The organism is Streptomyces hokutonensis (genome assembly GCF_000376565.1).
GTDB lineage: Bacteria > Actinomycetota > Actinomycetes > Streptomycetales > Streptomycetaceae > Streptomyces > Streptomyces hokutonensis.
Genome location: NZ_BARG01000006.1, coordinates 1 through 26,370, shown reverse-complemented (window position 1 = coordinate 26,370; position 26,370 = coordinate 1). Strand labels below are relative to the sequence as shown.

Here is a 26,370-nt window from a genome sequence, read left to right as displayed (position 1 = left end):
TTGTGACGCATCTGGCGCGGAGGCTGGAGGCAACCATGAGTACGACGACCACTTCACAGACGCCCGAGAACGAGGAACCCGCGGGACCGCCCGAGGCGGCGCAGGCCCGGCCCGCGCGCCTCATCCAGAACGAGGCGACCACCGAGATCCCCGTCCACCTGCTCTTCCGCGACGACCCCGACCCGGTGTCGCTGCCGCTCAGACCCGCCGTCGTAGGACGCCGACAGGGCACCGGCGAACAGCCCCGCTTCCGCCGCCCCCTCCCGGCCAAGCCGCGCCCGGCACCGGAGGTCGACCCCGAGCTGGTGGAGCGGCCGGCCCGGGTGCTGCCCGGCACGGCGGGTGTGCTCGCCGGTTCCTGCGGACTCGCCGGCTGTCTCGCCACCTCGTGGTGGGCGGGCGTCCTGCCCCCGCTCGCCGCCGACGCGCTGCGGCTGCCGGTCTACGCCGGTGCCGGGCTCGGTCCCGCGCAGTGGGCGGCGTACGCCGGTGCGGGCGCGCTCGGTCTCTTCGGCTTCGGCGGTCTGGCCCGGGGCCGTACCGGACGGGCCTGGGTGCTCGGCCTGTTCGGGCGGTACCGGGGGACCGTCCGGCGCACCGGGCTGATGTGGGTCAACCCGTTGCTGCTGCGCCGCCGGGTCGACGTACGGCTGCGGCACTGGCGCAGCGAGCCGATGCCGGCCGCCGACGCGAACGGGGTCGCGCTGCGGGTCGCCGTGCTCGTGGTGTGGCGGGTGCGGGACACCGCGCGGGCCACGCTCGGGGTCGAGGACCACGAGACGTATCTGCGCGAGTGCGTGGAGGCGGCGCTGACCCGGGTGCCGGTGGAGCCGCCGGGCGGCGGCGCGAAGGGCGCGGCCGAACTGGCCGTCGACGCGCTGACCCGGCTGGTCGCGGCGGACGCGGGGCCGGTCGGCATCGAGGTGTTCTCGGTGCAGCCGCTGCGCGTCGAGTACGCCCCGGAGGTGGCCGCGGCGATGACCCGCCGCCGTATCGCCACGCTGGACGCGCAGCAGCGGGCGACGATGCTCACGTCGGTGGTCGACTCGGTGGAGGACACCGTCACCCGGCTGACCATGCGCGGCCTGGTGGAGCTGGACGACTACGAACGCAAGGCGCTGGTCAAGGACTTGACGGTGGCGTTCTGCTCGGGGCGGGGGGAGGCCGCGCCGTGACGGGCCCGGAGACGTCCCCGCAGACGGACACGGCTTTTGGTATGGACACAGTCAAGTAGGGGCAATAATCTGGGACTTGGTCTAGACCTGCACGGCTCACGGAACTCCCCACACGTTCTCCAGGAGCGGCAGCATGCGCAAAAAGACCAAGTGGTACGCGGGCGTGCTCGGGCTCACCACGGCCGGGGCCATCGTGCTCTCGTCCGGGGCCGCGAGCAGCCACGGCTACACCGACCTCCCCATCAGCAGGCAGAAGCTCTGTGCCAACGGCACGGTGACGAACTGCGGTGACATCCAGTACGAGCCGCAGAGCGTCGAGGCCCCCAAGGGCTTCCCGGCCGCCGGTCCCGCCGACGGCCAGATCTGCAACGGCGGCATCAGCCGCTTCGCCCAGCTCAGCGCGCCGAAGACCCCGTCGGGCGCCGCGTGGCCGACGACAAAGGTGACGGGTGGTCAGTCGTACACCTTCCGCTGGCAGTTCACGGCCATGCACGCCACCACGGACTTCAAGTACTACGTCACCAAGGCGGGTTGGAACCAGAACCACAACCTGGCCCGCTCGGACCTCAACACCACGCCGTTCCTCACCGTCCCCTACAACGGCCAGCGCCCGCCGGCCACCCTCTCGCACAGCGGCACGCTTCCGTCCGGCCTGACCGGCCACCACGTGATCGTGGCGGTGTGGACGATCGCGGACACGGCCAACGCGTTCTACGCCTGCTCGGACGTCACTTTCTGAGCTTCGCTTGAGACAGTCCGGCGTTCCCCGGGGGTAGGTTCCCTCCACCAAGCGGTATCCGACCTCGGGGGACGCACCATGGACCTGATCTTCTACCTCATCCCAAGCCTCGTCATGGCCTTCGCCCTCTTCATGGGGTATCGCGTGACACGCCGCTGGCTCCAGGTGCGCGGTGCCTGGAACAGCGGCCTGACGGCCGAGGGGCGTTGCCTGCGCTCGTACACGACGGTGAGCGGCGGGCACGGTGACACCTCGGTGCGCACGACGCTCCACCACGTGTACGAGTTCACCGCCCGCGACGGCCGCTCCGTGCGGTTCGAGGAGGAGGGCGGCCGGGGGACCGTCATCGAGGGCGACTACGTCACCGTGTACTACACCGACGGCCGCGAGGTGGTCGCCACCGCGCACGAGCCCAGCCGGGGCAAGCAGGCGGCGGCCACCTTCGGCATCCTGGCCTTCCTCGGCGTGATCGTCGTGTTCTGCATCGGTTTCATCGCCTCCTACGCCACCACCTTCGCGGGCTCGGGCCCCGACGGGTTCTGACCGGCACACCCCTCCACATCTGACGGTATGTCAACTACCGTGCGCCCCCATGGAGTCCAGGAGGCGTACCGTCGCGGAACTCGTACAGGCACGGTGGGAGGACCACCGCCCCGGGCTGTGGTGCGAGGGGCGCACGCTCACCCACCACGAGGTGGCGGCCGGCGCCGCGGCCAGAGCGGCGCTCCTCACCGACCTCCTGCCGCCCGGCGCCGCACCCCACGTCGGCGTCCTGCTCGACAACACCCCTGAATATCCCCTGTGGTTGAGCGCGGCGGCCCTCGCGGGCGCGGCCGTCGCCGGCGTCAACCCCACCCGCCGGGGCCCGGAGCTGGCCCGCGACATCCTGCACACCGAATGCCGGCTCCTGATCACCGAGCGCGCACACCTTCCGCTGCTGGAGAACCTCCGACTTCCGGGTGTGCGCGTCCTGGTGACGGACACTCAGGCCTACGACGACCTCCTCGCGCCGTACGCGAACACCAAACCGGACGCCTTCTCCCGGGCCACGCCCGACGACCGCATCCTGCTCTACTTCACCTCGGGTTCCACGGGTGCCCCGAAGGCCGCGATCTGCACCCAGGGCCGCCTCGCCGCCGCCGGAGCCTCGCTGGTCGACAGCTTCGGGGTCCTCCCGGACGACGTGCACTACATCTGCATGCCGATGTTCCACGGCAACGCGGTGATCGCCGACTGGGCACCGGCGCTGGCGGCCGGGGCGGGGGTGGCGCTGCGCCGCAGGTTCTCGGCGTCCCGCTTCCTGGACGACGTACGGGCTTACCGGGCCACGTACTTCACCTACGTCGGGCGTGCCGTGCAGTACGTCCTGGCCACGGAGGAACGCCCCGACGACCGGGACAACCCGCTGCGGATGGGCTTCGGCACGGAGGCGGGGGCGGTGGACGCGGCGGCGTTCGAGCGGCGGTTCGGGGTGCGGCTGGTGGAGGGGTACGGGTCCTCGGAGGGCGGGGCGGCGGTGCAGTGGTCGCCGGGGACACCGACCGGGGCGGTCGGACGGGCGGCGCCCGGGCTCGCCGTACTCGATCCGGAGACCTGGGAGGAGTGCCCGCCGGCGGTCTTCGACTCGGCCGGCCGGCTGCTCAACGGGGATACGGCGATAGGGGAGTTGGTGAACCGCGGGCCCAACCCCTTCGAGGGCTACTGGCGCAACCCGGAGGCGGACGCGGAGCGTCGGCGGTGGGGGTCCCCCCGCTCGAGCGAAGCCGAGAGTGGGGGAGGGTGGTACTGGACCGGTGACCTCTTCTACCGGGACGCCGACGGCTACCTCTACTTCGCCGGCCGCACCGACGACCGCCTCCGCGTCGACAGCGAGAACCTCGCCGCCGCGATGATCGAGAACATCCTCGCCCGCTACGAGGGCGCCGACGCCGTGGCGGTCTACGCGGTACCGGACCCGGTCACCGGCGACCAGGTCATGGCCACCATCGCCGGCCACTTCGACCCACTCGCCTTCGCCGAATTCCTCCTGTCCCAGCCGGACTTGGGGACGAAGATGGCGCCCCGCTTCGTACGGGTGGTGCGACGGATGCCGGTCACGGCAACGAACAAGATCCATCGGGCGGGGCTGCGGCGGGAGGGGGTGCGGTGCGCGGATCCGGTGTGGTGGCGGCCGGCGGGGGAGGGGGCTTATCGGTTGCTGAGTGCGGAGGACGCCGAATCTGAGACTCCCTTGAACCTCCGAACCTGATCCTCCAAAGCCCGTCGCCCGGCGTGTGCCTCGCCTGCGGCGCGCAGGAGTTTTGCACGCCCCGGAATGCTCCCTCTGCTACCGCTTTCCCTTCGCGCACAAGAACCCTCTCCGTGAGCGACGCGTCCCCTCCAACGTAAGCAGTAACGGCGGGAGGGTGGGACATGAATCGTCCCGGGCTGGCACGGACGGTTTTCGCGCTGGCGGGCGCATGCTGTCTTTTGATCGCCCCGCGCACCGCGGGTGGCTCCTTGGCCAATCAGATGCTGATCAACGTGGGAATCATCTTTCTCAGCACGGCGCTGCTCACCCTTCTCTGGGACATGATGGGCGGCGAGCCGCTCACCCCGGGAACGAGTGACATCGCGCGTGACGTGGCCCTGATTCAGCAACGTGCCACGGAGTTGAGCCAGTTGCTTTCCACCGCGGAGACCCTGCGCGCGGCCGGTCTGGTCCGCGCAAGCGAACGCAACGCCGGCCACGGCACACCCCGTGAGTGGCAGAATCTCCTCGCGGGCGCCGGCCAAGAGGTCGTCCTGTCCGGCGTCGCGCAGCACAACTGGGTGCTGGATCGGGATTCCTTCTTGAACAGCGTGTCCGCCGGTGCCGCTCAAGGCTGTCGCTATCGCATCATGCTGTATGCGCCGATTACGCAGGACAGTGAATCGATGCTGGAAGTCGTGGAGAGTGAGCCGAACAAAGGGGGCTCCACTTCCGCCCACAACAGGGAATCACTCTGGTTCTTCCACAACGTGGCGAAAAAAATTAGCGAGGAGCACGGTGACGCATTCCAAGTGCGGGTCCTCGAAGGAGTGATCCAGTACGTCATGGTGTCCCGCTTCGACCAGACACTGATCGCGACACCCTATCTTTACCATGCGCCTGCGGAGTCCTGTCCCGCTCTGGAGATCAAGGGCGCCAACCGCTCTCTCTTCAGGGTGTACATGAGTGAATTCAACACCCTGTGGAACGAAGCTCGGCCCCTGACGGATGCCGAGATCGCGTTCCTCGCCCCTCCACCACGCCATCCGTCACGCAATGGCGCGCGTTAGCTGGAAGACGACCAAGGGCACCCTCCCGAAGAAGGATGCCCTTGATCACACACTGTGCGCCGCCAGGGACTCGAACCCCGGACCCGCTGATTAAGAGTCAGCTGCTCTAACCAACTGAGCTAGCGGCGCATGACTCACGCCTTCCGCTGGATCGGTGTCTCGCGGAGGGCGACGAGAAAATACTACCTGGTCCGGAGGGGTGCTCTGGACCAGGGTCGGAGCAGCCGCTAGATGGCCAGGGAGAGCAGGACCGGGCCCGCCTCGCGGTTCAGGGTGTCCGCCGCCTGGCGGAGGCGGTGGGCGTGTTCGATCGGGAGGGAGAGGGCCAGGCAGCCCACCGAGGAGCCGGCCGTGATGGGGACGGCGGCGCAGACCGTGCCCACCGCGTACTCCTGGAGGTCGAGATGGGGGACGGTCGGCGGCTGGGTCTCCAGGCGGGAGAGGAGCAGCTTGTCGCTGGTGATGGTGCGCGAGGTGAGGCGGGCCATCTTGTGGCGGGAGAGATGGTCGCGGCGGCCGTTGTGGTCGAGCTGGCCCAGCAGACTCTTGCCGAGCGCGGTGGCGTGCGCGGAGAAGCGGAAGTCGACCCACTCGTTGACCGCAGGGGTGGTGGGCCCGGCCGCGTACTGCGTGATCGTGACCTCCCCGTCGACGTACCTGCTGACGTAGACCGCCGCGCCCAGGGAGTCGCGCAGCCGGTCCAGGGTGCGCTGGATCTGCTCGCGCACCGCCTGGTCGCGGCCGGCCGCGGAGCCGAGCCGGCCCAGGGCCTCGCCGGTGACGTAGGCGCCGTCGGTGAGCTGCTCGACGTAGCCCTCGCGGCGCAGGGTCCGCAGCAGTATGGTCAGGCGCTCGACGCCGAGGCCGGTGCGGCGGGCCAGTTCGGTGTCCGTGACACCGGTGGTGTGTCCCGCGACGGTCTCCAGGATGCGCAGTGCTTCCTGTACCGAGTGGTAGGGAGCGGTCGGCTCGTGCATCAGCGCCACGGTGTTTCTCCCTGCGCTCGCTTTTTGGGCCGTGATACCGGACAGCGAATCCTCTCCACGATAGCTGTCAAACGGCCGATGTGGAGCGGCTGTTGGCGAGATTGTGTTCCTGCTCATGCCCTCCCAACTGGGACGCGGGACCATTGGCATATGCCTAAGGCATGCCACGTGGCGTAGACCTTGGGTGTTCGGTTGTTCACTTGGCGTAGTTGAACAAACGTCAAAGAATCGCGCCGAGAAATTCGCGGGTCCGCTGCTGTTCCGGATCGCCGAAGATCCGCTCCGGCGGGCCGGATTCGATGACCTTGCCCGCGTCGAACATCAGGACCTGGTCGGAAATGTCCCGGGCGAAATTCATCTCGTGGGTCACACAGAGCATGGTGATGTCGGTGGTGCGGGCGATGTCCCGGAGCACGTCGAGCACGCCCGCGACCAGCTCCGGGTCCAGCGCGGAGGTCACCTCGTCGAGCAGCAGCACCTGCGGGCGCATCGCCAGCGCCCGCGCGATCGCCACGCGTTGCTGCTGGCCGCCGGAGAGCCGGGTCGGGCGGGCGTCGGCCTTGTCGGCGAGGCCGACCAGGTCCAGCAGCTCCAGTGCGCGCGCTTCCGCTTCGTCCTTGGGCATGCCCAGCACGGTGACCGGTGCCTCGGTGATGTTGCGCAGGACGGTCATGTTCGGGAACAGGTTGAACTGCTGGAAGACCATCCCGATCTTCTTGCGGATCTCGCGGACCCGCTTCTCGGGCGCGGGGAAGAGCTGTTCCCCGTCGACGGTGATCGTCCCCTCGTCCGGCTTCGTCAGGGTCATCAGCAACCGCAGGATCGTCGTCTTGCCCGACCCGGAGGGCCCGATGAGCGTGACGTGCTTGCCGGACTCTACGGAGAAGTCGAGGTCGTCGAGGACGGTGTTGGACCCGAAGCGCTTGGTGACGTGGTCGAGGCGGATCAGCTCGCTGCCGTCGACCGGCGGGTTGGCGTGGGCGTCGGGATCGTTCACGAGGGGCGTGTCAGCGGACAAGGCGTCGCTCCAGGGCTCGGATCAGCAGGGAGGCGGGATAGGAGATGAGAACGAAGGCCACCCCGATCACGGTGATGGGCTCGGTGAACTGGAAGTGCTGCTGGGAGAAGAGCCGGGCCTGCCCCAGCAGTTCCAGCACGGTGATCACCATCAGGATCGGGGTGTCCTTGAGCATCGCGATCACGTAGTTGCCCAGCGCCGGGACCACCCGGCGGATCGCCTGCGGCAGGATCACGGCCGTCCAGGTCCGGCGCACCGGCAGATTCAGCGCGGTCGCGGCCTCCCACTGGCCGACGGGCACCGCCTCGATGCCGGCGCGGTAGACCTGCATCGTGTACGTCGAGTAGTGCAGCCCGATCGCGAGGACACCGGTGGTCAGCGCGGAGAAGGTCAGCCCCCACTCCGGCAGTACGTAGAAGAGGAAGAACAGCTGCACCAGCAGCGGAGTGTCCCGGACGAACTCGGTGACGGTCCCAACGGGCCAGCGCACCCAGCGAGTCGGCGCCCGCATCAGCAGCGCCCACACCAGCCCGAGCCCGAACGAGATCAGCGACCCGAGGAGCAGCGCCTGGAGGCTGACGGCCAGACCGTCCCAGAAGTACGGCATGAAGTCGCGTACGGCGTTCCAGTCCCAGTTCATGCGACCCGGCCTCCGACCCCTGTGGTCTGGGCGCGCTTCAGTTCACGCGCGGTCTTCTCGTTGCCGGGCGCCTTGCCGATCCCGGCCTTCAGCCGCTTCTCCAGGCCGCGCATCAGCCGGGTGAGGGTGAAGGCGATCACGAAGTAGATCAGCAGGATGTACGTGTAGATCTCCGCGCTCTGCTGCAGTGCGAGCCGCACCAGGTTGGCGCTGAAGGTGAGATCACCCATGCCCATGACGGACACCAGGGCGGTGCCCTTGAGCAGTTCGATCAGCAGGTTGCAGAAGGGCGGGATCATCTCCGGCACCGCCTGCGGCAGCAGGATCAGCCGCATCCGCTGCCAGGGCGTGAAGCTCAGCGCGACCCCGCCCTCCTGCTGCGCCGGGTCGACCGCTCCGAGCGCACCGCGCACGATCTCCGAGCCGTACGCGCCGTAGGTCAGCCCGAGTGCGAGGGTGCCCGCCCACAGCGGGACGAGCTGCCAGCCGAAGGCGACCGGCAGGACGAAGAACACCCAGAAGATCATGACGAGGGCGGAGGTGCCGCGGAACACCTCGGTGTAGAAGCCGGCGAGGAAGCGAACGATCCACAGCCGGTGGGTGCGGGCGACGCCGACGACGAACGACACGGCGGTCGCCAACAGCGCGCTGAGGACGAGGAGTTGGACCGTGGTCCAGATCCCCTTGAGGACGAGTTCCCAGAGTCCCGAGGTCATGCGCCGCAGAGCTCCTTCGCGGTGAGGTCCGTCATCTCGGCCCTGGTGAACCCGAAGGGCCGCAGGATGCGGAACAGCTCCCCGCTCTTCTTGAGCTGGTGCAGCTCGACGTTGAAGGCGTCGCGCAGCTTCGTCTCGGTCGGCCGGAACGCGAAGGCGCCCCCGTCGATCCGCGGTTTCCCGTCGACGAGCGGCGCGAACGGCCGGGTCGACTCCGCCTTCGCCGACTTCTGCACGACCGCGCGGGTGGTGAGCGCCGTACCGGCGAAGACGTCGACCCGCCCTGCTTCCACGGCGTTCAGCCCGGCGACCTGGTCCGGGACGATCAGGATGTCGCCCTGCTTGTACCCGGCGTCGACGGCGTGCTGGATCTGCGCGTACCCCGTGCCGGTGGCGAACTTCGCCTTCTTCGCGACGACGTCCTTGTAGTCGTACAGCCCCTTCGGATTGCCTTTGCGGACGACGAAGGAGTCGAGCACCTGGTAGTCGGGGTCGGCGAAGATGACCTGCTCACAGCGTTCCGGGGTCACGTACATCCCGGCGGCCACGACGTCGAACTGCTGCGAGTTCAGGCCGGGTATGAGCGAGCCGAACTCGGTGGGCACGGGCTGCACCCTGCCGACGCCGAGCCGCTTGAAGATCGCTTCCGCCAACTTCGGTGCCTCACCGGTCAGTCGGCCGTCCTTGTCGATGTAGCCGAACGGGATCTCACCCGCTATGCCCAGCCGTACGACGCCCTGCGCCTTCAGCCGGTCGAGCAGATCGCCGCCGTTGCTGGTAGACGCGGTGGCCACGCGGCTGCAGCCGGCCGCGCCCAGCGCACCGGCCGCCGCCACCCCGGCGAGCAGTGCCCGGCGGGTGTGACCCGGCGTGTGACCGGATGTGTGTCTGTCGTTCCCATGTGGTGGAGCCATGGGCGCGCAGCTACCCGACCGCATCGGGGTTATGCACCCTGGAAGGCATGACGGATCAGTTCATCGAGGTTTCACTCGCAAAGCGGAACGTCCACTGCCGGGCAAAACTGCTGGTGGAACGCGCGCCGCTGACCTGTGCGGCGATCTGGAACGCACTTCCGCTCGCCGGCGAGGTCTACCACGCCAAGTACGCCCGCAACGAGATCTACGCCCTTTTCCCGCCATTCGCGGAAACGGAACCCCCGCTGGAAAACCCCACGGTCACCCCCATACCGGGTGATCTCTGCTATTTCGCCTTCGCCGGCACGGAACTCGGCACGAAGGCCTACGGCTACGACCGCGAGGTCCGCGCCGGCACGACGGTGGTCGACCTCGCCCTCTTCTACGAACGCAACAACCTCCTCCTCAACGGCGATGTGGGCTGGGTGCCGGGCATCGTCTGGGGCGAGGTCGTCGAGGGGCTGACGGAGATGGCGGAGGCCTGCAACGACCTGTGGCGGACGGGAGCGGCGGGGGAGACGCTGAGCTTCAGGCGGGCGTGACCCCGGCCGTGAGGCAGGCGTGCGCCGCCCGCAGCACCAGGTCGTCCCGGTGCCGCGCCCCCATGATCTGCATCCCGATCGGCAGCCCGTCGCCGTCGTTTCCCACGGGGACGGTGGCGGCGGGCTGCTGGGTCAGGTTGAAGGGGTAGGTGAACGGGGTCCAGCCCGTCCAGCGGCGGTGCCCGGAACCCTTCGGGACCTCGACTCCCGCCTCGAACGCGGTGATCGGGAGGGTGGGGGTGACGAGCAGGTCGTAGCGCTCGTGGAACAGGCCCATCCTGCGGCCGAGTTCCATCCGGACGTCCACCGCCGCGAGGTAGTCCAGTGCCGAGAGGCGGGCCCCGGCGGCGCGGATCTCCCGCAGTTCCGGGTCGAGCAACTCCCGTTGCTGCGGGGCGAGTTTCTGCGTCACCCGGGCCGCCCCGCCGAACCACAGGGCGTGGAAGGCGTCCACCGGGTCCGTGAGGTCGGGGTCGGTCTCCTCGACGTACGCGCCGAGCGCGGCCAGCCGCTCCACGCCCCTCCGTACCGCCGCCGCGACCGCCGGACGCACCGCGACCTGGCCGCCGAGGGACGGGGAGTACGCGATCCGCAGGCCCTGGATGCCGTGCGCGAGCTCCTCCGTGAAGGAGCCCGGCCGGCGGTCCAGGCACGACCAGTCGCGGGCGTCCGGGACGCCGATCACGTCCAGCAGCAGCGCCGCGTCCGCCGCGTCCCTGGTCATCGGGCCGACGTGCGACAGTGTGCCGAACGCGCTCGCCGGGTACAGCGGCACCCTGCCGTACGTCGGCTTCAGGCCGAAGATCCCGCAGAAGGACGCGGGGATACGGACGCTGCCGCCGCCGTCCGTGCCCAGGGACAGCGGGCCCGCGCCGAGGGCAACGGCCGCCGCGCTGCCGCCACTTGAACCGCCGGCCGTGCGCGAGGGGTCGTGCGGGTTGCGGGTGATGCCGGAGAGCGGGGAGTCCGTGACGCCCTTCCAGCCGAACTCCGGGGTCGTCGTCTTCCCGATGAACACCGCGCCGTGTTCGCGGAGTCGGGCCACCGAGGGCGCGTCCTCGTCCCAACTGCCCTGCTCCGCAATGGTCCTGGAGCCGCGCAGGGTCGGGGCGCCGCGCTGCAGCAGGATGTCCTTCACGGTGACCGGCACGCCGTCCACCAGCCCGGCCGGCTCGCCGCGCCGCCAGCGCTCCGCAGACTCGGCCGCCCGCGCCAACGCGCCCTCCGCGTCGAGCCGTACGAACGCGTTCACGACGGGCTGGATCTCCTCGGCCCGTTCCAGGGTCGCGCGGGTCGCCTCCACGGGGCTGAACTCCCCTCTGCGGTAGCCGTCCAGGAGTTCCACGGCGGTCAGCTCGGTGAGTTCGGTCGTCATCCGGCCCTCCAGAGTGGGGAGTTCAGTGCCCCGGTACGTACCCGCGCTTCTTGTCGACCACGTTCCGCAGCGGCTTGCCCGCCGCCCAGCGCTCGTACAACTCCACGAACTGCGCGCCGAGTTCGTCCCGCCAGCCGACCGTGTCGCCGCTCATGTGCGGGGAGACGATCAGCCCCTGGACCTGCCACAACGGGCTGTCGGGGGTGAGGGGCTCGGCCTCGAAGACGTCCAGGGCGGCGCCCGCGATCCAGTGCTTGGTGAGTGCCTCCGCGAGCGCGTCCTCCACGACGAGCTGTCCGCGTCCCACGTTGATGAAACGGGCCGAGGGCTGCATACAGCCGAACCGGCGGGCGTCGAACATGCCCCGCGTCTCGTCGGTCAGCGGTGCCGCCGAGATCACCCAGTCGGCGCGGGCCATCAGCCGGTCGAGTTCGCCGGGGCCGTGGATACCGGTGCGCGGGGTACGGCCCACGAGCGCGGTCGTCACGCCAAGTGCCTTGAGAATACGGACGATCGCCCGTCCGATCGGCCCGGAGCCGACCACGCAGGCCCGGGTCCCGGCCACCCGCTGCGCCTCGCGGTGCCGCCAGGTCCGCTCACGCTGGAGGTCCAGTGTCCGCGGCAGGTCCTTGGCCATCGCGAGGACGAGGGCGGCGACGTACTCGGCGATCGGATCGTCGAAGACCCCGCGCGCGTTCGTCACCACCGTGTCGGAGTCGGCGAGTTCGGGGCACATCAGATGGTCCACGCCCGCGCTCGCGGTGTGCACCCAGCGCGGTCTCGGACCCCCACCCGGCCAGGCGGAGCGCACCGCGTGCGAGGCGAAGTCCCACACCAACAGGACGTCGGCGGACGGCAGTTCTTCCGCGAGTGTCGACGCGTCGGCGTGCCGCACGCGCACACGGCCGGTGAGCTTTCCGAGGCGGGGGAGCGGGTCGGCGTCCAGGACGAGAAGGGTGGGCGGGGCAGCGGGAGTTGCGGTCATGCGGAGCCGTTTCTCGCGGGAAACAACCGGGGTGCGGCGGTCTGACATGCGCGGATTGACCACGCTCGCACTCGAACCTACCTTCGTCAACACGGACGCCCGCACGGACCGTTGTCACCCCGTTTCTCTCGGTGAGGCCGGTGTTGCCATGCACGTTTCCTTCCTGGGCGGACCCCGCCCGCAGCGCGGTGTCGGTGTCGTCGCCCCCTTCGACTTCGCGCTGGACCGCGAGTTGTGGCGCTGGGTGCCCGACGACATCTCGCTGCACCTCACGCGGACGCCGTTCGTGCCCGTCGAGGTCAGCCTCGATCTGGCCCGCCTGGTCAGCGAGCACGAGACCCTGCACGACGCGGTCCGCACACTCAACGCCATCGCCCCCGAGGTCGTCGCCTACGCCTGCACCTCCGGCAGCTTCGTCGGCGGACTCGCCGGGGAGCGCGCGATGTGCGAGGCGATGACCCGGGCCGGCGAGGTGCCGTCCCTGACCACCTCGGGCGCCCTGCTCGCCGCCCTGACCGAACTGGGCGCCCGCCGTATCGCCCTGGTCACGCCGTACACCGTGTCCGTCACCCAGTCTCTGGAGGAGTACCTCGCCGAGGCCGGCGTGGAGGTCACAGGCCGCGCCTTCATGGGCCTGACCCGGCACATCTGGAAGGTGCCGTACCGGGACGTCGTCGACATGGCCCGTCAGGCCGTCAAGGGCGCCGCCGACGCGCTCTTCATCAGCTGCACCAACCTTCCGACGTACGACGTGATCCCCCAGCTGGAGGCGGAACTCCGCATACCGGTGATATCCGCCAACCAGGTCACGATGTGGGCAGCCCTCCGCAGGCTGGGTACGCGTGCCGTGGGCCCCTATCAGGCGCTGCTGGACGAGTCGGCGCGCCACCGGGGGCCGGTACTGCCGGAAGAACACCAGGAAGGCTGGTCATGACCGCACTCGGATTCCTCTACCCGGGCCACTCCGCCGAGGACGACTACCCGCGCATCGAACAGCTCCTCGGCAGCGACGTCCGCCTCGACGTGGTCCACACGGACATCGGGGAGGACGCGCACCGCGTGGACGCGCTCCTGGAGATGGGCTCCCCCGAGCGCCTCACGGCGGGCGTCGAGGCGCTGCGCATGTCCGGCGCCGAGGCGGTGGTCTGGGCCTGCACCAGCGGCAGTTTCGTCTACGGCTGGGAGGGCGCCCACGAGCAGGTGCGCGCCCTGGCCCGGGCGGCCGGGCTGCCGGCGTCGTCGACGTCCTTCGCCTTCGTGTACGCGGCGAGGGAGCTGGGAGTGCGACGGGTGGCCGTAGGGGCGACCTATCCGGACGATGTGGCGGCGCTCTTCGCGGACTTCCTGCGGGCCGGGGGAGTGGAGCCGGCCGTGGTGCGCGCCTCCGGGATCATCACCGCGGCCGAGGTCGGCACCTGGGGCCGGGACGAGGTGCTGGCGCTGGCCCGGTCCGTGGACGGCCCGGACATCGAGGCGGTCCTCCTGCCGGACACCGCCCTGCACACGGCCGGCCACCTCACCGACCTGGAGAAGGAGCTGGGCAAGCCGGTCCTCACGGCGAACCAGGTCACGGTCTGGGAGGCGCTGCGGTTGGCGGACCGCAGGGTCAACGCGCCGGAGCTGGGCGCGCTGTTCACCAGGGAACCCCTCGTACAGGCCGACTGAGCGGCCCGGCCGAGCGCCGGGAATAAAGCGGAGACAGCCTCCTGTTAGCCCCGGAAGGACACCGCACAGCTCACACCAGGAGGCACCCACCGTGGCGACAGACGACGAGATCCGGGGTACGGCGCAGGGCACCGCCCCCGTCCCCCTCTCCGTACTGGACCTGGTGACCGTGGGCGCCGGCCGCACCGCCACCGACGCGCTCCGGACCAGCGTGCGGATCGCGAAGCTCGCCGAGGCCCGCGGCTTCCACCGCTACTGGGTCGCCGAGCACCACTCGATGCCGGGCGTCGCCTCCTCCTCGCCCGCCGTGATCCTGGCCCACCTCGCCGCCCACACGGACCGCATCCGCCTCGGCTCGGGCGGCGTCATGCTCCCGAACCACGCCCCGCTCGTCATCGCCGAACAGTTCGGCACCCTGGAGGCGCTCGCCCCGAACCGCGTCGACCTCGGCCTCGGCCGCGCCCCCGGCACCGACGGCGCCACCGCCGCCGCCCTGCGCCGGACCGAGCGCCTCAACGAAGGCGCCGACGACTTCCCCGAGCAACTCGCCGAGCTGACCCGCTTCCTGGACGACGACTTCCCGAGCGGCCACCCCTACGCCCGTATCCACGCGGTCCCCGGCCCGATCCAGTCCACCTCGCCGGGCGGCGTCCAGTCCCCGCACCGCCCGCCGATCTGGCTGCTCGGCTCCTCCGGCTTCAGCGCCCGGCTGGCCGGCATGCTCGGCCTGCCCTTCGCCTTCGCCCACCACTTCTCCGCGCAGAACACGATCCCGGCCCTCGACCTCTACCGCGAGTCGTTCCGGCCCAGCGCGGTGCTCGACGCGCCGTACGCCCTGATCGGTGTCTCCGCCCTCGCCACCGACGACGAGAAGGAGGCCCGCCGCCAGGTGCTGGCCGCCGCCCTCAACATGGTCCGGCTGCGCACCGGCCGCCCGGGACTCGTGCCCACCCCGGAAGAGGCGGAGGCGTACGAATTCAGCCCCATGGAGCGGGAGTTCATCACCTCCTGGAACGCCAACGTCATCCACGGGACCGCCGACCAGGTCCGCGACGGCCTCGACGACCTCCAGAAGCGCACGGGCGCCGACGAGTTGATGCTCACGTCCCACGCCCACAACGCCGACCTGCGGCTGCGCTCGTACGAACTGATCGCCGACGCCTATGAGTTGACGGCCGCTCAGGACGCCTGATTGCAGGCCTTCGTACCCAGCAGCTCGGAGATACGATCCGGCGCCACCGGGCGGGAGTAGAGCCACCCCTGCCCGGTGTCGCAGCCGATCCTGCGCAGCCGGGACGCCTGTGACGAGGTCTCCACGCACTCGGCGGTCACCGACAGGCCCAGCCGGTGGGCGAGTTGGATCATCGCCTCGACGATGACCTCGTCGGCCGGGTTCGGCGGGACGCCCTCGCCCTCGTACTGGAAGCCCCGGACGAAGGAGCCGTCCAGCTTCAGGACGGAGACCGGGAGGCGGCTCAGGTACGCCAGGTTCGAGTAACCCGTGCCGAAGTCGTCGATGGCGATGTGGACACCCATGTCGCTCAGGGCCTGGAGCGCCTGCAACGGGCGGCCCGCCGAACCCATCACCGCGGACTCGGTCAGCTCCAACTGGAGGAGATGCGGGGCGAGTCCGGTCTCTGCCAGAACATCTGCCACGTCCGCGACCAGGTCGGAGTCCCACACCTGGCGTACGGCCACATTGACGCTCACGAAGATCGGCGGCTCGTCCGGGTGGTCGAGCTGCCAGCGGCGGGCCTGACGGCAGGCGGTGACCAGGACCCAGCGGCCGAGCTGCACGATCGAGCCGTCCTCCTCGGCCAGTCCGATGAACCGATTCGGCGTCAGCATGCCGAACTGCGGGTGGTTCCAGCGCACCAACGCCTCGACCCCGCGCAGCCGTCCGTTCTCCATGCCCACCAACGGCTGGTACTCCAGGGTGAATTCACCCCGCTCGATGGCCGGGCGGAGGGTGGAGGCCAGTGCCTGGCGGGTCATGCGGTGCGCGTTGCGCTCCGGATCGAACAGCGTCCAGCGGGACTTGCCGTCGGCCTTCGCCCAGTACAGCGTGGTGTCGGCGGCCTGCATCAGACACGTGGCCGTCGTACCGGCCGCCTGCCGCTCGACCACCCCGATCGACGCCGACAGCGACAGCCGCTGCCCGGACAGGTTGAACGGCGCCTGCAGCGCCTTGAGCACCGACTCGGCGAGATCGGCCAGTTGGTCGGTGCCGGTCGAGTCCTCGACGAGCAGCGCGAACTCGTCACCGCCCAGCCGCGCCACCAGCGGGGCGGTGGCCCGGGCGAGGCCCGCCTCGTCCGCGCACCGTGTCAGCCGCTCCGCCACGGCGGCCAGCAGCCGGTCGCCGACCCGGTGGCCGAGGGTGTCGTTGACCGCCTTGAAGCCGTCCAGGTCCAGATAGCACAGGCCGATCCGCCCGGTGCCGCCCTGCTCGTACGACTCCGCCTCCAGCGCGGCCGAGAGCCGCTCGAAGAACAGGGTGCGGTTGGGCAGCCGGGTCACCGGGTCGTGCATCTCCAAGTGCCGTAGCCGCGCCTGGAGTTCACGGCGGTCGCTGATGTCGGTGAGTGACAGCAGCACACCGTGCTCGGCGGCCGGCAGCGGTGCCGCGGTCACCTGCACCCACAGGGAGTGCCCGTCGGGGTGCTTGACCCGGCGGGTGCGGCTCAGCTTGGCCTGCCGGCCGCGCAGCACCTCGCGGTAGGCGTGCCAGGTGCGGGCGTCCGACCTCAGGTCCACCAGATCGGCCGCGACCAGCCCGGCGAGGGCCGCACCGCCCTTGCCGAGCAGTGCGCCGAACGTGTCGTTGGCGCTCACCACCAGCCCGTCGCGGTCCACGACGGCCATGGCGAGGGGGGACGCGGAGAAGGCGGACCCGAGCCGGCCGTCCGCGGGAAGACTGACACCGGGCGACGCGTCGCCACTACTCTCTGTTACGGCCGGCCGGATGAGGTCTGCCGCGGGCGCCGGCCCTTCGGACGTTCCGCTCACCGCTCGCTCCCGCAGTGCACTCGATCTTCGGATGGGTCTCGTCGGGATGGCCGACCGGGTAGGAGGCCGCCGTGCCGTGTCCGTGCAGGAAAGTGTGCCGATCATAGAGGTTGGCCCCCGGCCCTTCCAGCCACTCTCCAGTGTCCCGGAACAACGGCCCGTTCCGGCAGATCGATTCCGCCCGCACCTGGGCAGGTTCGCCAAATGGCCGACCACATGTGACGTTCCGTGAGTGTTTCCGGATGTCGGCCCGGGCGTGTCTCAGCCGTCCCAGGCGTCCCCCTCACTCGTCTGGTGCAGATAAACGAGGCATACCCCAACAAACCATCACAGGCTGGGTGTCGGTGTCCCGCGAACCGCTCCCGGAGGTCCAACGTGCCGTGTCAGCTCCCCCTCAAGGGGCTCTCCCGTACGGCGCTCAAGGAGCTCTCCCAGTGGCGGACGCGCCCCCGGCTGCGCAGCACCGCTGCCGTGTTCACCACGATGTCCGCGCTCGCCGCGACCTCCATCATGTCCAGCCAGTCGGTCGCCGAGCCCTACTCGTCCACCCCCTGTGCCCTCAGGCGCACCGAGGTCCACCACTCCGAGGGCCTGGACACCTGGAACGCCGCCTACCCACGCCCCACCCGCCCGCTCGACGCGGTGATGATCTTCCTCTCCTTCCCCGACGCGACCCCGCGCGCCACCCCCGCCGAACTGGCCGCCGACCACTTCCCGGCCACCACCCGCTTCTACGAACGCGCCTCCTACGGCAGGTTCACGCTCCGCCCGCACCCGCTGCGGAACTGGATCCGCATGCCGAAGCCGTCCACGTCGTACGCCATACAGCGTGACTGGAACCCGGCGGACCGTGCCGCGTATCTCCGGGACGCGCTCGCCGCCGCCGATCCGCAGGTCGACTTCGCGCGCTACGACGTCGTCTACTTCGTGGCCGATCCGGACGCGCCCGGGGTGGACTCGGACGCGACGAAGGTCGTCAACCTGGACACCCCGCTGCGGGCCGACGGCACGGACATCCGGCGGGTCGTCACGGTCTTCGAGAAGCACCCGCCGGACCGACTGGTCCTCGCCCACGAGACGGGCCATGTCTTCGACCTTCCCGACCTCTATCACCGGCCGGTGGACGGCAAGGGCGACTGGGACACCTATGTCGGCGACTGGGATCTGATGGGCAGTCAATTCGGCCTGGCCCCCGACCTGTTCGCCTGGCACAAGTGGAAGCTGGGCTGGCTGGATCCGCGCCAGGTGGTGTGCGTACGAGGGGCCGGGCCGACCCGGCTGACCCTGGAACCGCTGGCCGCCGAGCCGCCGACGGCCGGCAACGCCGGATCGCCCGCGTTCGGACTCGGTCTCGGCGTCAAACTGGCCGTGGTGCGGACCGGCACCGACAGCGCGCTCGCCTTCGAGGCCCGCAGCCCCGTCGGCAACGACAGCACCGCCTGCAAACAGGGCGTCCTCGTCTACCGGGTACGCGGCGGAGCGGCCTCCGGCAGCGGCCCGATCGAGGTCGTCGACGCCCACCCGCGCACCGAGGCCTGCTGGGAGACCTCGGTCTACCCACCCCTCGCCGACGCCCCGGTCGCCCTCGGCGAGACCTTCACCGTGCCCGGCGACAACGTACGGGTGGCGGTGGAGGGACGGACGGATTCGGGGGCGTGGAAGGCGACCATCACGCCCGGGGACAGCCCCTGAACACCGGGTACGTCAAAGGGCCCCTCGCTCTCGCGAAGGGCCCTTCACAGGTGCGCCGCCAGGGACTCGAACCCCGGACCCGCTGATTAAGAGTCAGCTGCTCTAACCAACTGAGCTAGCGGCGCCTGCTGACGTCGTAGACCTTAGCATCCTGATCGGCGGGAGGAAAAATCGATATGCGCACGGTCGCGCGAGCGGCGCGCACGGCCGCCCAGAGCAGGATTTCCGCGCCGGGGAGCCAGGGTCGGCGCGTGTCCGGGGCGACCAGCCAGCGGGAGTCGGACGGCGCCCGGTCGGCCGCGCCGACCAGCGCCGGGACGGTCACCGCGTCGCCCTTGCCGTGGCACAGCAGCGGTGGCACGTACTCCGTACGACCGTGCTCCGCGGCAGCCGCGCCCCACTCCTCCCAGCCCAGCAGCGAGGGCAGCCGCTGAGCCGTCCCGGGGGTGGCGAACAGGAGCATCCGGCCCCGGTACGTCGCGACCGGCCCGGAGCCGGGACCCTCGTCCCACAACCGGTCGACCATACGGCGGCCGAAGACCGCCGGGGCGTTCACGATGTCGAAGGCGGAGCCGCAGGGCAGGACGACCGGGGCGTCCGGCCGTTCCCGCCACAGGGCGAGCGTGCTCCGCGGATACGTTCCTGCCGAGGCGAGCCAGGCGGCACCGTCCGGTGTCACGCCCGAGATGTCGAAGCGGTCGGCGAAGGGGTCGTCCTGAGTGCGGCTCATGGCGAACAGATCTACCGGCCGTGAGCGCGCGCTCTCCGAGGGTTGCCCGAAATCGGGACAGGAGGGGGCGGGAGGGAGTATCTTGCCCGCCGGGCATATGCCAAACGCGATGCCGAAAGCTATGCCGAGAACCCCCTCGCCCCTCGGGTCACACCGGGTCGGCGCCCCCGCTGTCCCGCCCCTCGGTGCCGCGCAGCAGATCCCGCCCGAACTCGACCATCTTCTTCGCGTAGTCCTCGGTCCACCCGGCCCGCTCGGCGATGTCCGCCGGCGTCAGCCGGTCGAAGCGGCGCGGGTCGGCGAGCTGGGCCGCCGCGATCGCCTGGAACTCCACCGCGCGGTCCGTCGCGGCGCGGAACGCGTGCGTCAGCTCCGTCGCCCGCGCCAGCAGCGCGCGCGGGTCGTCCATCGACTCCAGGTCGAAGAAGTGCTCCGGGTCCTCGGCCGCCTGCGCGGGCTCGAAGATCAGGGGCGCGGGGCGTAGCCGCGATTGGTTGCGACGCGGCGTGTGCTCCGCCATGTCTTCTCCTCCTCGTACGTCACCGATGACCCGCCTCACGAGCCGGACCACCGTCCATTGTCCCCCGGCCGCGCAAGAGGCCCCGGGCATACCACCGGGGCACGGTCCCGGAACCCTCAAGCCTCCCGGACCACGCGGCGTTCCCCGAGGTGCGCCGGCACCGCGTGATTGGCTGCCCAGCCGTCAGGGTCTCCACACCACCCGGTGCTCGGCCAGGTGCGCGAGTACCGCGTGATTCGCCTCCCACCCGTCCGGGCTGCATCCATTGGCCGCCTCCGGCGGCGAGCCGGACTCCGTCCGGCGGGAAGCGGCCAGGCGCCCGCCTGCCCAGCGCCGGAACGCCGGTTCACGGTCTCCACACCACCCGGTGCTCGGCCAGGTGCGCCAGCACCGCGTGATTGGCCTCCCACCCATCGGGAAACTTCACCGTCACCCCCAGCTGCACCGGCTCCGTCGACGGGTGGTCGTCCAGGAGTTCGCTCACGCCGGCCCGGCAGACGACGATGCAGGCGTGCCGGTGGCGGGAGGTGAGGACGCAGAGGCGGCCTGTCTCCAGGTGGAAGGCGGTGGCGTCGGGGCGGCCGGAGAGGGGGTGGAGGACGACCGTGACGTCGAACTCCCGGCCCTGGAGCCGGTTCGCCGTGTCCACCGTCACGTCCGTGACGCCCAGCTCCGCCAGCGCCGCGCGGACCGCCGCCGCCTGGTCCCGGTGCGCGGTGCCGACCGCGATCCGGTCGGCGGTCAGCGGAGTGGGGTCGGACGAGCGCTCCGACGTGGCCGCGCCGCCCCGGTCCAGCAGCCGCCGTACGACCGTCGCCACCGCCCGTACCGCCTCCGGGTCCGTGCGGGGTGTGTGGCGGGCGGGGAGTTCCAGCAGGCCCCAGCCCGACTCCGCCGCCTCGTCGAGCACCCGGTCCGGGCCCGAACCGTCCGACGGGACACCGAAGGCGAGCCGCCGGTCGCCGTGATCCGTGCCGCTGCGGAAACGCGTGTACGGGTAGAACGCGTTCGACACCAGGGGAGCGGCCGAGGCCGGGAGGCGCCAGGACACCGGCAGGCGGTGCTGCGGCAGTTCGGGGTTGTGCGCGAGGAGGGTCGTCACCGCCGAGGCCGAGGGGTCGTACGACAGACCCGCCCACTGCTCCGAGCCGACGATCGCGAACGGGTCCAACTGCCCCGGGTCGCCCACGAACAGCGCCCGCTCGAACAGCCCGGCCACGGCCAGCAGGGAGTCCGAGCGCATCTGGTACGCCTCGTCGACGATCGCGTGCCGCCACGGCTCGTCAACTTTGACGTGTGCCCACTTGGCCGCCGTGGAGATGACGACCGGAAGCCCGGCCAGCTCACCCGCCTTCGCCGACTTCCGTACGTTGGGCAGGTCGTCCAGCGCCTTGTCGTACGGGTCCGCGTCACTGCTGTGGAGGCGGCCCACGGGCAGCTCGCCGTTCTTCTCGGCGAGCCGTACGACGAGGTCGTCGACCTGGGCGTTGGTCTGCGCGACCACCATCAACGGGCGCCCCGCGTCGGCCAGTTCGAGCGCCGCGCGGACGACGAGCGTGGACTTGCCGGCGCCGGGCGGGGAGTCGACGACGACTCCGCGCGCGGTGCCGTGCAGGGTGTCGCGCAGGATCGCGTCGGTGGCCCGGCCGGCCTCGGCACCGGGGTCGAAAGCCGTGTCCGGCGTCACAGGACGTCCTCCTCGGTCACCGGATCCGCCGACTCCTGGACGGTGCTCTCCTCGCCCGGCGGCCCGCCGTGCGTCCACGGTGTCTCCTCCGGGTCGGGCAGTTTCGCGCCGCCCCGCTGCTCGTGCTCGAAGAGCGTGAAGCAGATCCGGTCGCCCTTCTCCGGCACCGAACCGGTCTCCGGCTCCTTGCCCCGGCCCATCTTGTCGACGACCCGGAGGACGACGAGGGCGCCTTCCTCCTCGTGGTCCACGAACTCCGCCGACTGCGGCTTGCCGCCCAGTGACCGGAACACCTTCGCCCGCTCCCCGAGATGCGGCCGGTCGTCCGTGCGTACGGTCACCAGCGGGCGCGGGCGGGGGCTCTTGCCCTCGCTGTACGCCATGACGACATCCGTGACCTCGCCCGCGAAGGCCTCCCCGGCGAGCCGCCGCCCGGCCATCACCAGCGGGTCGTCCAGGGCCTCCTGGGCGTCCAGGCGGGCCTGTTCGCGCTCGCGCGTGGCGAGCTTGTTGGCCGCGGTCACCGCGTCGTCGCGGCGCGGCTGCGGGGGTTCACCGGCGGTGATCCGGTCGCGGTGACCGGTGAACGACCAGCGGTCGCGCGTCCACCGGTCGACGGCGTGCGCGCCCTCCGGCAGCCCTCGCAGCAGGTCGAGCCCGTGCCACACCGCGTCCCAGGTCGGGCGGGTGACGCTCTCGACGAGGGCCCTGATCTCCCGCTCGGCGGCGGTGAGTTCACCGAGCCGGTCGTCGGCCTCCATGCCGTCCTCGGCGGCGGCGAGGGCGGTACGCGCACGGTCGTAGCGCTCGATGGCGGGGGCGAGCAGCTTGTTGTCGAACGCCGGGTCCGTGGCCGGGCCGGCCGGCGGGCACACCAACTGGCCCTGCGCGTCCCGCCGCAGCTCCGCGTCGAGCGCGGCCTCCGCACCGGAGACACCGTCCGGCGGGTCGATCCAGGCGAGCAGCGCGCCCAGGTGCTGGTCCTCCAGGCTGGACTGACCGGTCGCCCAGTGCCGGCCGAGCACCTCGGTGAGCGCGAGCAGCAGCGCCGAACCGGGCACCCGGGCCCGCTCCCCGAAGTGGGTCAGCCAGCGCCCGAGCAACGGCACGTGCGGCGGCGCGGGATGCGGGGTCTCCGGGTCCTGCTCGGCCGTACGGCGAAACCGCATCGAGCGGCCGAGCAGCCGGACCAGCTCGACGCCCGCGCGGCTCGGCACGATCAACTGCGGGGCGTCCGCGCACAGTTCGACCTCGACCTTGATCCGCTTCCCGGTCTCCGGATCGGTCTCGTTGCGCTCGGCGGCCTCCACGTCCTCGGTGAACGTGTCGATGTACGGCAGGACCACGTCCGCGAGTTCGGCCAGGAACGCGAACCTGAGGTCGCGGTCGCGCGGCTGCGGTACGACGAGCAGCCGCGGCGCGTCCCGGTCCGTACCGACGAGCGCACCCAGGGGCGCGCCGGCCTCACCGGCGGTGGTGAGCGGCACCAGGACGAGCGGGCGCTCGGACAGATGCCGGTGCCGCACGGTGGCGGCGGGCTGGGCGCGGCCGGTGCGAACGGCCTCCAGGCGGGCGAGAGTTGAGATCAGCGACATGGGGCGCCCTCCGGCCGGGCGTCGCCCAGGACTGCCTGTCGGCTGTGCGGATCCTCGGGGTGGGCGCCCAGGATTCCCTGGTCGCCGTGCGGCCCCTCCGGGTGGTACGCCAGCGCCTCGGCCCGCAACTCCGCCGCCCTGCGCAGGGCAGCCACCGCCGGGTCGTCCGGGTCGCCGGCCTCGCCGTGGGCCGCCGCCAGGACCTCGTCGATCGTGGTCAGGTCGCCCAGCTCGGCGCGCAGGGAACGGCCGAGAGCGGTGACCGCGCCGGATGCGCGGGAGCGGTCGCGGCAGTGGAAGGCCAGCTCGCAGGCGGCCAGGCACTCGGGGGCGTAGGCCGCCGGGACCGACTCGACGGCGGCCGTCAGCTCGGCGACCGGGCGGTCGGGGGCGAAGCAGGTGCCCTCGGGGAGGGTGTCGGCGATGTCCTCGATGCGGGTGAGCCGGGCCAGTTGACGACTGGTGACCGCCCGCTGCTTGCGGACGTCGACGGCGGACGCGGTGGGCAGGTTCGAGAAGTCCTTCGGGCAGACGAGCAGCACGCGCGTGCGCACCTGGGGGACGGGAACGCTGTCCTGGGCGCTCCGCCTCCGGGGCGCCTCAGCCGGTGTTGAGGGGGCGACCGTGCTCGACCCTTCGGGCCTCCGCGCGCTCACCCCCTCAACACCGGCGCGCCCCTCCGGCTCCGCGCCGAGGCGGGCGGCGACCTCCTCCAGCGCCAGCACGTACACCGCCGACTGGCGGGCCGCCGCGCCGACCTTCGCCGGGTCCGCCGAACCGTCCAGCATCGGGAAGGACTTGATCTCCACGACCGTCCAACTGCCGTCCGGGTGCACGACCACCGCGTCCGGCTCCAGGAAGGCCGGGGAGCCCGCCACGTCCAGGGCGAGCATCGGGTGGTCCAGCAGCGTCCAGGCGGCGGCCTCGGTCGCCTCGCGCAGCGCCAGCGCCGTACGCGCCGCGCGTCCCTCGGGGCCGACCGCGGTCAGCTCGGGCACCCGGGCGCGGGTCGGCGGCTCGGCGCCCGGGTCCAGCTTCTCGTGCACCAGCCGCAGCAGCTCCGCGCCGCCGTCCGCCTTCACCCGGGCCTCGAACGCGTTGCCCCGCATGAAGGCGAACTGGGACTGCCCGAAGGCGGACGGCGAGCCGAGCGCGTCGGCCAGCACCGCCTTGTTCACCCCCGCGCCGTCCAGGATCGCCCGGCGCTCGCAGCCCGGGTTCGCGGCCAGGGCCGCGAGGGCGCGCGCGTCCAGTGCCTTGGCCGGGACGTCAGGGCCGCGCAGCTCAGCGAGCCGGTGCCGGAGCGCCGTCCCCCGCGTCCGTGGGGGAGGCACCCGGCTCGGCTCCGGTACCGAGCTGTGACTCGCGCTGCCGTGGAATTCGCTCACCCGGGGAAGTCTGGCATCCGCCACTGACAATTGAGGTTTCTGAGCCGAGAGAGGCGCCGCGGGACCGGGCCGCGACGAGCGAGCCGCGCCCCTCGAACCGCGTCCTGATCCGGTCCGCGGCCTTCATGACCTGCGGCGCGAGCAGGAACCCGAGCCCCATCACGACCACGCCCGCGACCGCGTCGAGGAGATAGTGGTTCGCGGTGCCCATGACCACGATCGCCGTCAGCAGCGGATAGGCGACACCGAGGACCTTCGTGAGCCGCGTACCGCCGTAGCGCCACAGCATCACTCCGCACCACAGCGCCCAGCCGCAGTGCAGGCTCGGCATCGCCGCGTACTGGTTGGTCATCCCGCCCAGGCCGCGCGGCGCGCTCGCGTCGCCGCCCCACCAGCCGTACGAGCTGTACTTGGCCATCGTGTCGACGAAGCCGTAGTCCGGAGAGAGGAGCCGGGGCGGGCAGGTCGGGAGCAGGGTGAAGCCGATCAGGCCGATGAACGTGGACGTCATCAGCCAGGTGCGGGCCGCGCGGTAGACCTGTGCACGTGAACGGAACAGCCAGATCAGGATCGCGGGCGTGACCAGGTAGTGCAGCGACGCGTACCAGAAGTCGGCCGGGATACCGAGCCAGGCCTCGCGTGTGAAGAGCCGGTTGAGCGGGTGCTCCGCGTTGATGTGCAGGACCTTCTCGATGCGCAGGATCGCCAGCCCGTGGTCCACGGCGCTCGCGGTGTCGCCCCTGGCCAGCAGGCGGCCCGCCGAGTACGAGGCGTACACCATGAGGATCAGCGGCAGCTCGGTCCACCAGCGCAGCCGGCTTCGCCGGTCCGCCTCGATGCCTGGTGTCTCGGTCTGCGGCATCCGATCGCCCTCCCCCTTCTGTCCTGGTGCGGTGCCCGGTGCTCCGGCTTCCCGGTTGCTCGGTCGGGACACTTTACGGCGTATGTGCGCGCCCCGTTTCGGGCGCCCCCGGACCTCAAAGACGCAGAGATCGCCCCCCGGGTTGCCCTTCTCCAGGGTGCGCGATGATGGAATGACCCGCCTCTGGACATCTCCCGGAAAGGTTCCCCATGGCACCGCGCATCCTGCTGGCCCGGCACGGACAGACAGCGTGGTCGCTGTCCGGGAAGCACACCGGCAGGACCGACGTCCCGCTCCTCGAAGAGGGCCGGCGCGGCGCCAAGGTGCTCGGCGAGCGACTGCACCGGCCCCCACTGGACGGCCTTCCCGGGGTCGAAGTCCGCACCAGTCCACTGGCACGCGCGCGTGAGACCTGCGAACTCGCCGGCTTCGGCGACCGCGCCACCGACTGGGACACCCTCATGGAGTGGGACTACGGCGCCTACGAGGGCATGACCCCGGAGGAGATCCAGGACGTACGCCCTGGCTGGCTGATCTGGCGCGACGGCGTCCCCGAAGGGGAGACCCTCGCGGAGGTCACCGCCCGCGCGGACGAGGTCGTCGCCTGGGCACGCGCCGAGGACCGCGATGTCCTCGTATTCGCCCATGGCCACATCCTCCGCTCGATCGGCGCGCGTTGGCTGGACCTGCCGATCGACTTCGCGGCGCGGATACGCCTCAACCCCACGTCGCTGTCGGTACTGGGCTGGGCCTACGGCGAGCCGGCGATAGAGAGCTGGAACGACCTGGGGCATCTAGCCGCGTAAGAGCAGGCTTTTAGGGGCGCGGGGCT

General features: G+C 71.1%; 25 protein-coding genes and 2 tRNA genes. 11 read left to right on the top strand and 16 right to left on the bottom strand.

The annotated features are described in order from the left end of the window. Window positions 1-35: 35 nt before the first annotated feature. From SSP08S_RS01670 to SSP08S_RS01650, 5 genes are all read left to right on the top strand, one after another. A complete protein-coding gene (locus SSP08S_RS01670) occupies window positions 36-1,175 on the top strand; it encodes an SPFH domain-containing protein (RefSeq protein WP_019065835.1) in 1,140 nt (379 codons plus the stop codon). A 133-nt stretch (window positions 1,176-1,308) separates the two neighbouring features. Further along, complete coding sequence (locus SSP08S_RS01665) at window positions 1,309-1,914, top strand: lytic polysaccharide monooxygenase auxiliary activity family 9 protein (RefSeq protein ID WP_019065834.1); 606 nt, start codon at window positions 1,309-1,311, stop codon at window positions 1,912-1,914. Between the two features lie 78 nt (window positions 1,915-1,992). Then, entirely contained in the window at window positions 1,993-2,457 is a 465-nt protein-coding gene (locus tag SSP08S_RS01660; RefSeq protein ID WP_019065833.1) for a DUF3592 domain-containing protein, read from the top strand. 49 nt (window positions 2,458-2,506) lie between these two features. After that, the gene (locus tag SSP08S_RS01655) at window positions 2,507-4,162 is read left to right on the top strand and encodes a long-chain-fatty-acid--CoA ligase (RefSeq protein ID WP_019065832.1); all 1,656 of its coding nucleotides are present in this window, start codon (window positions 2,507-2,509) and stop codon (window positions 4,160-4,162) included. 164 nt (window positions 4,163-4,326) lie between these two features. Next, a complete protein-coding gene (locus tag SSP08S_RS01650; RefSeq protein ID WP_158697120.1) occupies window positions 4,327-5,214 on the top strand; it encodes a hypothetical protein in 888 nt (295 codons plus the stop codon). Between the two features lie 55 nt (window positions 5,215-5,269). Here the strand turns inward: SSP08S_RS01650 and SSP08S_RS01645 are convergent. The 6 genes from SSP08S_RS01645 to ehuB all read right to left on the bottom strand — a co-directional run bounded on the left by SSP08S_RS01645 (window position 5,270) and on the right by ehuB (window position 9,488). Beyond that, window positions 5,270-5,343: transfer RNA gene (locus tag SSP08S_RS01645), tRNA-Lys, on the bottom strand. A 98-nt stretch (window positions 5,344-5,441) separates the two neighbouring features. After that, on the bottom strand, window positions 5,442-6,200 hold the full coding sequence (locus tag SSP08S_RS01640; RefSeq protein WP_019065830.1) for an IclR family transcriptional regulator: 759 nt from the start codon (window positions 6,198-6,200) through the stop codon (window positions 5,442-5,444). A gap of 220 nt (window positions 6,201-6,420) precedes the next feature. Continuing rightward, window positions 6,421-7,197, bottom strand: coding sequence for an ectoine/hydroxyectoine ABC transporter ATP-binding protein EhuA (gene ehuA / locus SSP08S_RS01635; protein ID WP_019065829.1), 777 nt, complete (start codon window positions 7,195-7,197; stop codon window positions 6,421-6,423). 10 nt (window positions 7,198-7,207) lie between these two features. Next, on the bottom strand, window positions 7,208-7,858 hold the full coding sequence (ehuD, locus tag SSP08S_RS01630; protein WP_019065828.1) for an ectoine/hydroxyectoine ABC transporter permease subunit EhuD: 651 nt from the start codon (window positions 7,856-7,858) through the stop codon (window positions 7,208-7,210). Beyond that, complete coding sequence (gene ehuC / locus SSP08S_RS01625; protein ID WP_019065827.1) at window positions 7,855-8,574, bottom strand: ectoine/hydroxyectoine ABC transporter permease subunit EhuC; 720 nt, start codon at window positions 8,572-8,574, stop codon at window positions 7,855-7,857. Before ehuC ends, ehuD begins: the two co-directional genes overlap by 4 nt. After that, window positions 8,571-9,488 (bottom strand): ectoine/hydroxyectoine ABC transporter substrate-binding protein EhuB, encoded by a 918-nt coding sequence (gene ehuB / locus SSP08S_RS01620; protein ID WP_026178092.1) that lies wholly within the window; start codon window positions 9,486-9,488, stop codon window positions 8,571-8,573. The genes ehuC and ehuB overlap by 4 nt, the downstream gene beginning before the upstream one ends. Window positions 9,489-9,535: 47 nt before the next feature. Between ehuB and SSP08S_RS01615 the strand changes: the two genes are divergently transcribed. Continuing rightward, the gene (locus SSP08S_RS01615) at window positions 9,536-10,030 is read left to right on the top strand and encodes a DUF3830 family protein (protein ID WP_019065825.1); all 495 of its coding nucleotides are present in this window, start codon (window positions 9,536-9,538) and stop codon (window positions 10,028-10,030) included. Here the strand turns inward: SSP08S_RS01615 and SSP08S_RS01610 are convergent. After that, the gene (locus tag SSP08S_RS01610) at window positions 10,017-11,405 is read right to left on the bottom strand and encodes an amidase (RefSeq protein ID WP_019065824.1); all 1,389 of its coding nucleotides are present in this window, start codon (window positions 11,403-11,405) and stop codon (window positions 10,017-10,019) included. The genes SSP08S_RS01615 and SSP08S_RS01610 overlap by 14 nt on opposite strands. A gap of 22 nt (window positions 11,406-11,427) precedes the next feature. After that, window positions 11,428-12,390, bottom strand: coding sequence for a D-2-hydroxyacid dehydrogenase (locus tag SSP08S_RS01605; protein ID WP_019065823.1), 963 nt, complete (start codon window positions 12,388-12,390; stop codon window positions 11,428-11,430). Window positions 12,391-12,538: 148 nt separating this feature from the next. On the opposite strand from SSP08S_RS01605, the gene SSP08S_RS01600 reads away from it, so the two are divergent. From SSP08S_RS01600 to SSP08S_RS01590, 3 genes are all read left to right on the top strand, one after another. Further along, window positions 12,539-13,324, top strand: a complete 786-nt coding sequence (locus tag SSP08S_RS01600) for a maleate cis-trans isomerase family protein (RefSeq protein ID WP_026178091.1) — start codon at window positions 12,539-12,541, stop codon at window positions 13,322-13,324. Beyond that, window positions 13,321-14,055, top strand: coding sequence for a maleate cis-trans isomerase family protein (locus tag SSP08S_RS01595; RefSeq protein ID WP_019065821.1), 735 nt, complete (start codon window positions 13,321-13,323; stop codon window positions 14,053-14,055). The genes SSP08S_RS01600 and SSP08S_RS01595 overlap by 4 nt, the downstream gene beginning before the upstream one ends. Before the next feature lie 91 nt (window positions 14,056-14,146). Then, a complete protein-coding gene (locus SSP08S_RS01590; protein ID WP_019065820.1) occupies window positions 14,147-15,247 on the top strand; it encodes an LLM class flavin-dependent oxidoreductase in 1,101 nt (366 codons plus the stop codon). Here the strand turns inward: SSP08S_RS01590 and SSP08S_RS01585 are convergent. Then, window positions 15,235-17,064 (bottom strand): putative bifunctional diguanylate cyclase/phosphodiesterase, encoded by a 1,830-nt coding sequence (locus tag SSP08S_RS01585; RefSeq protein WP_043259224.1) that lies wholly within the window; start codon window positions 17,062-17,064, stop codon window positions 15,235-15,237. The two genes, SSP08S_RS01590 and SSP08S_RS01585, sit on opposite strands and share 13 nt — an antisense overlap. A gap of 375 nt (window positions 17,065-17,439) precedes the next feature. Here SSP08S_RS01585 and SSP08S_RS01580 point away from each other — a divergent pair, with 375 nt between their 5' ends. Beyond that, window positions 17,440-18,756, top strand: a complete 1,317-nt coding sequence (locus SSP08S_RS01580) for a M6 family metalloprotease domain-containing protein (protein WP_019065818.1) — start codon at window positions 17,440-17,442, stop codon at window positions 18,754-18,756. 51 nt (window positions 18,757-18,807) lie between these two features. Here the strand turns inward: SSP08S_RS01580 and SSP08S_RS01575 are convergent. The 7 genes from SSP08S_RS01575 to SSP08S_RS01545 all read right to left on the bottom strand — a co-directional run bounded on the left by SSP08S_RS01575 (window position 18,808) and on the right by SSP08S_RS01545 (window position 25,538). Beyond that, a tRNA-Lys gene (locus tag SSP08S_RS01575) sits at window positions 18,808-18,881 on the bottom strand. Further along, a complete protein-coding gene (locus SSP08S_RS58675) occupies window positions 18,872-19,486 on the bottom strand; it encodes a bifunctional DNA primase/polymerase (RefSeq protein WP_026178089.1) in 615 nt (204 codons plus the stop codon). Before SSP08S_RS58675 ends, SSP08S_RS01575 begins: the two co-directional genes overlap by 10 nt. 148 nt (window positions 19,487-19,634) lie before the next feature. After that, window positions 19,635-20,006, bottom strand: a complete 372-nt coding sequence (locus SSP08S_RS01565; protein WP_019065817.1) for a DUF8844 domain-containing protein — start codon at window positions 20,004-20,006, stop codon at window positions 19,635-19,637. Window positions 20,007-20,352: 346 nt separating this feature from the next. Next, window positions 20,353-21,693, bottom strand: a complete 1,341-nt coding sequence (locus SSP08S_RS01560) for an AAA domain-containing protein (protein WP_019065816.1) — start codon at window positions 21,691-21,693, stop codon at window positions 20,353-20,355. Further along, the gene (locus SSP08S_RS01555; protein WP_019065815.1) at window positions 21,690-23,288 is read right to left on the bottom strand and encodes a hypothetical protein; all 1,599 of its coding nucleotides are present in this window, start codon (window positions 23,286-23,288) and stop codon (window positions 21,690-21,692) included. Before SSP08S_RS01555 ends, SSP08S_RS01560 begins: the two co-directional genes overlap by 4 nt. Then, window positions 23,279-24,622: a hypothetical protein gene (locus SSP08S_RS60630; RefSeq protein ID WP_019065814.1), complete on the bottom strand. Its 1,344-nt coding sequence runs from the start codon at window positions 24,620-24,622 to the stop codon at window positions 23,279-23,281. Before SSP08S_RS60630 ends, SSP08S_RS01555 begins: the two co-directional genes overlap by 10 nt. Next, window positions 24,573-25,538 (bottom strand): phosphatase PAP2 family protein, encoded by a 966-nt coding sequence (locus SSP08S_RS01545; protein ID WP_019065813.1) that lies wholly within the window; start codon window positions 25,536-25,538, stop codon window positions 24,573-24,575. Before SSP08S_RS01545 ends, SSP08S_RS60630 begins: the two co-directional genes overlap by 50 nt. A gap of 209 nt (window positions 25,539-25,747) precedes the next feature. On the opposite strand from SSP08S_RS01545, the gene SSP08S_RS01540 reads away from it, so the two are divergent. Continuing rightward, complete coding sequence (locus SSP08S_RS01540; RefSeq protein WP_019065812.1) at window positions 25,748-26,344, top strand: histidine phosphatase family protein; 597 nt, start codon at window positions 25,748-25,750, stop codon at window positions 26,342-26,344. The last annotated feature ends 26 nt before the right edge of the window (window positions 26,345-26,370 follow it).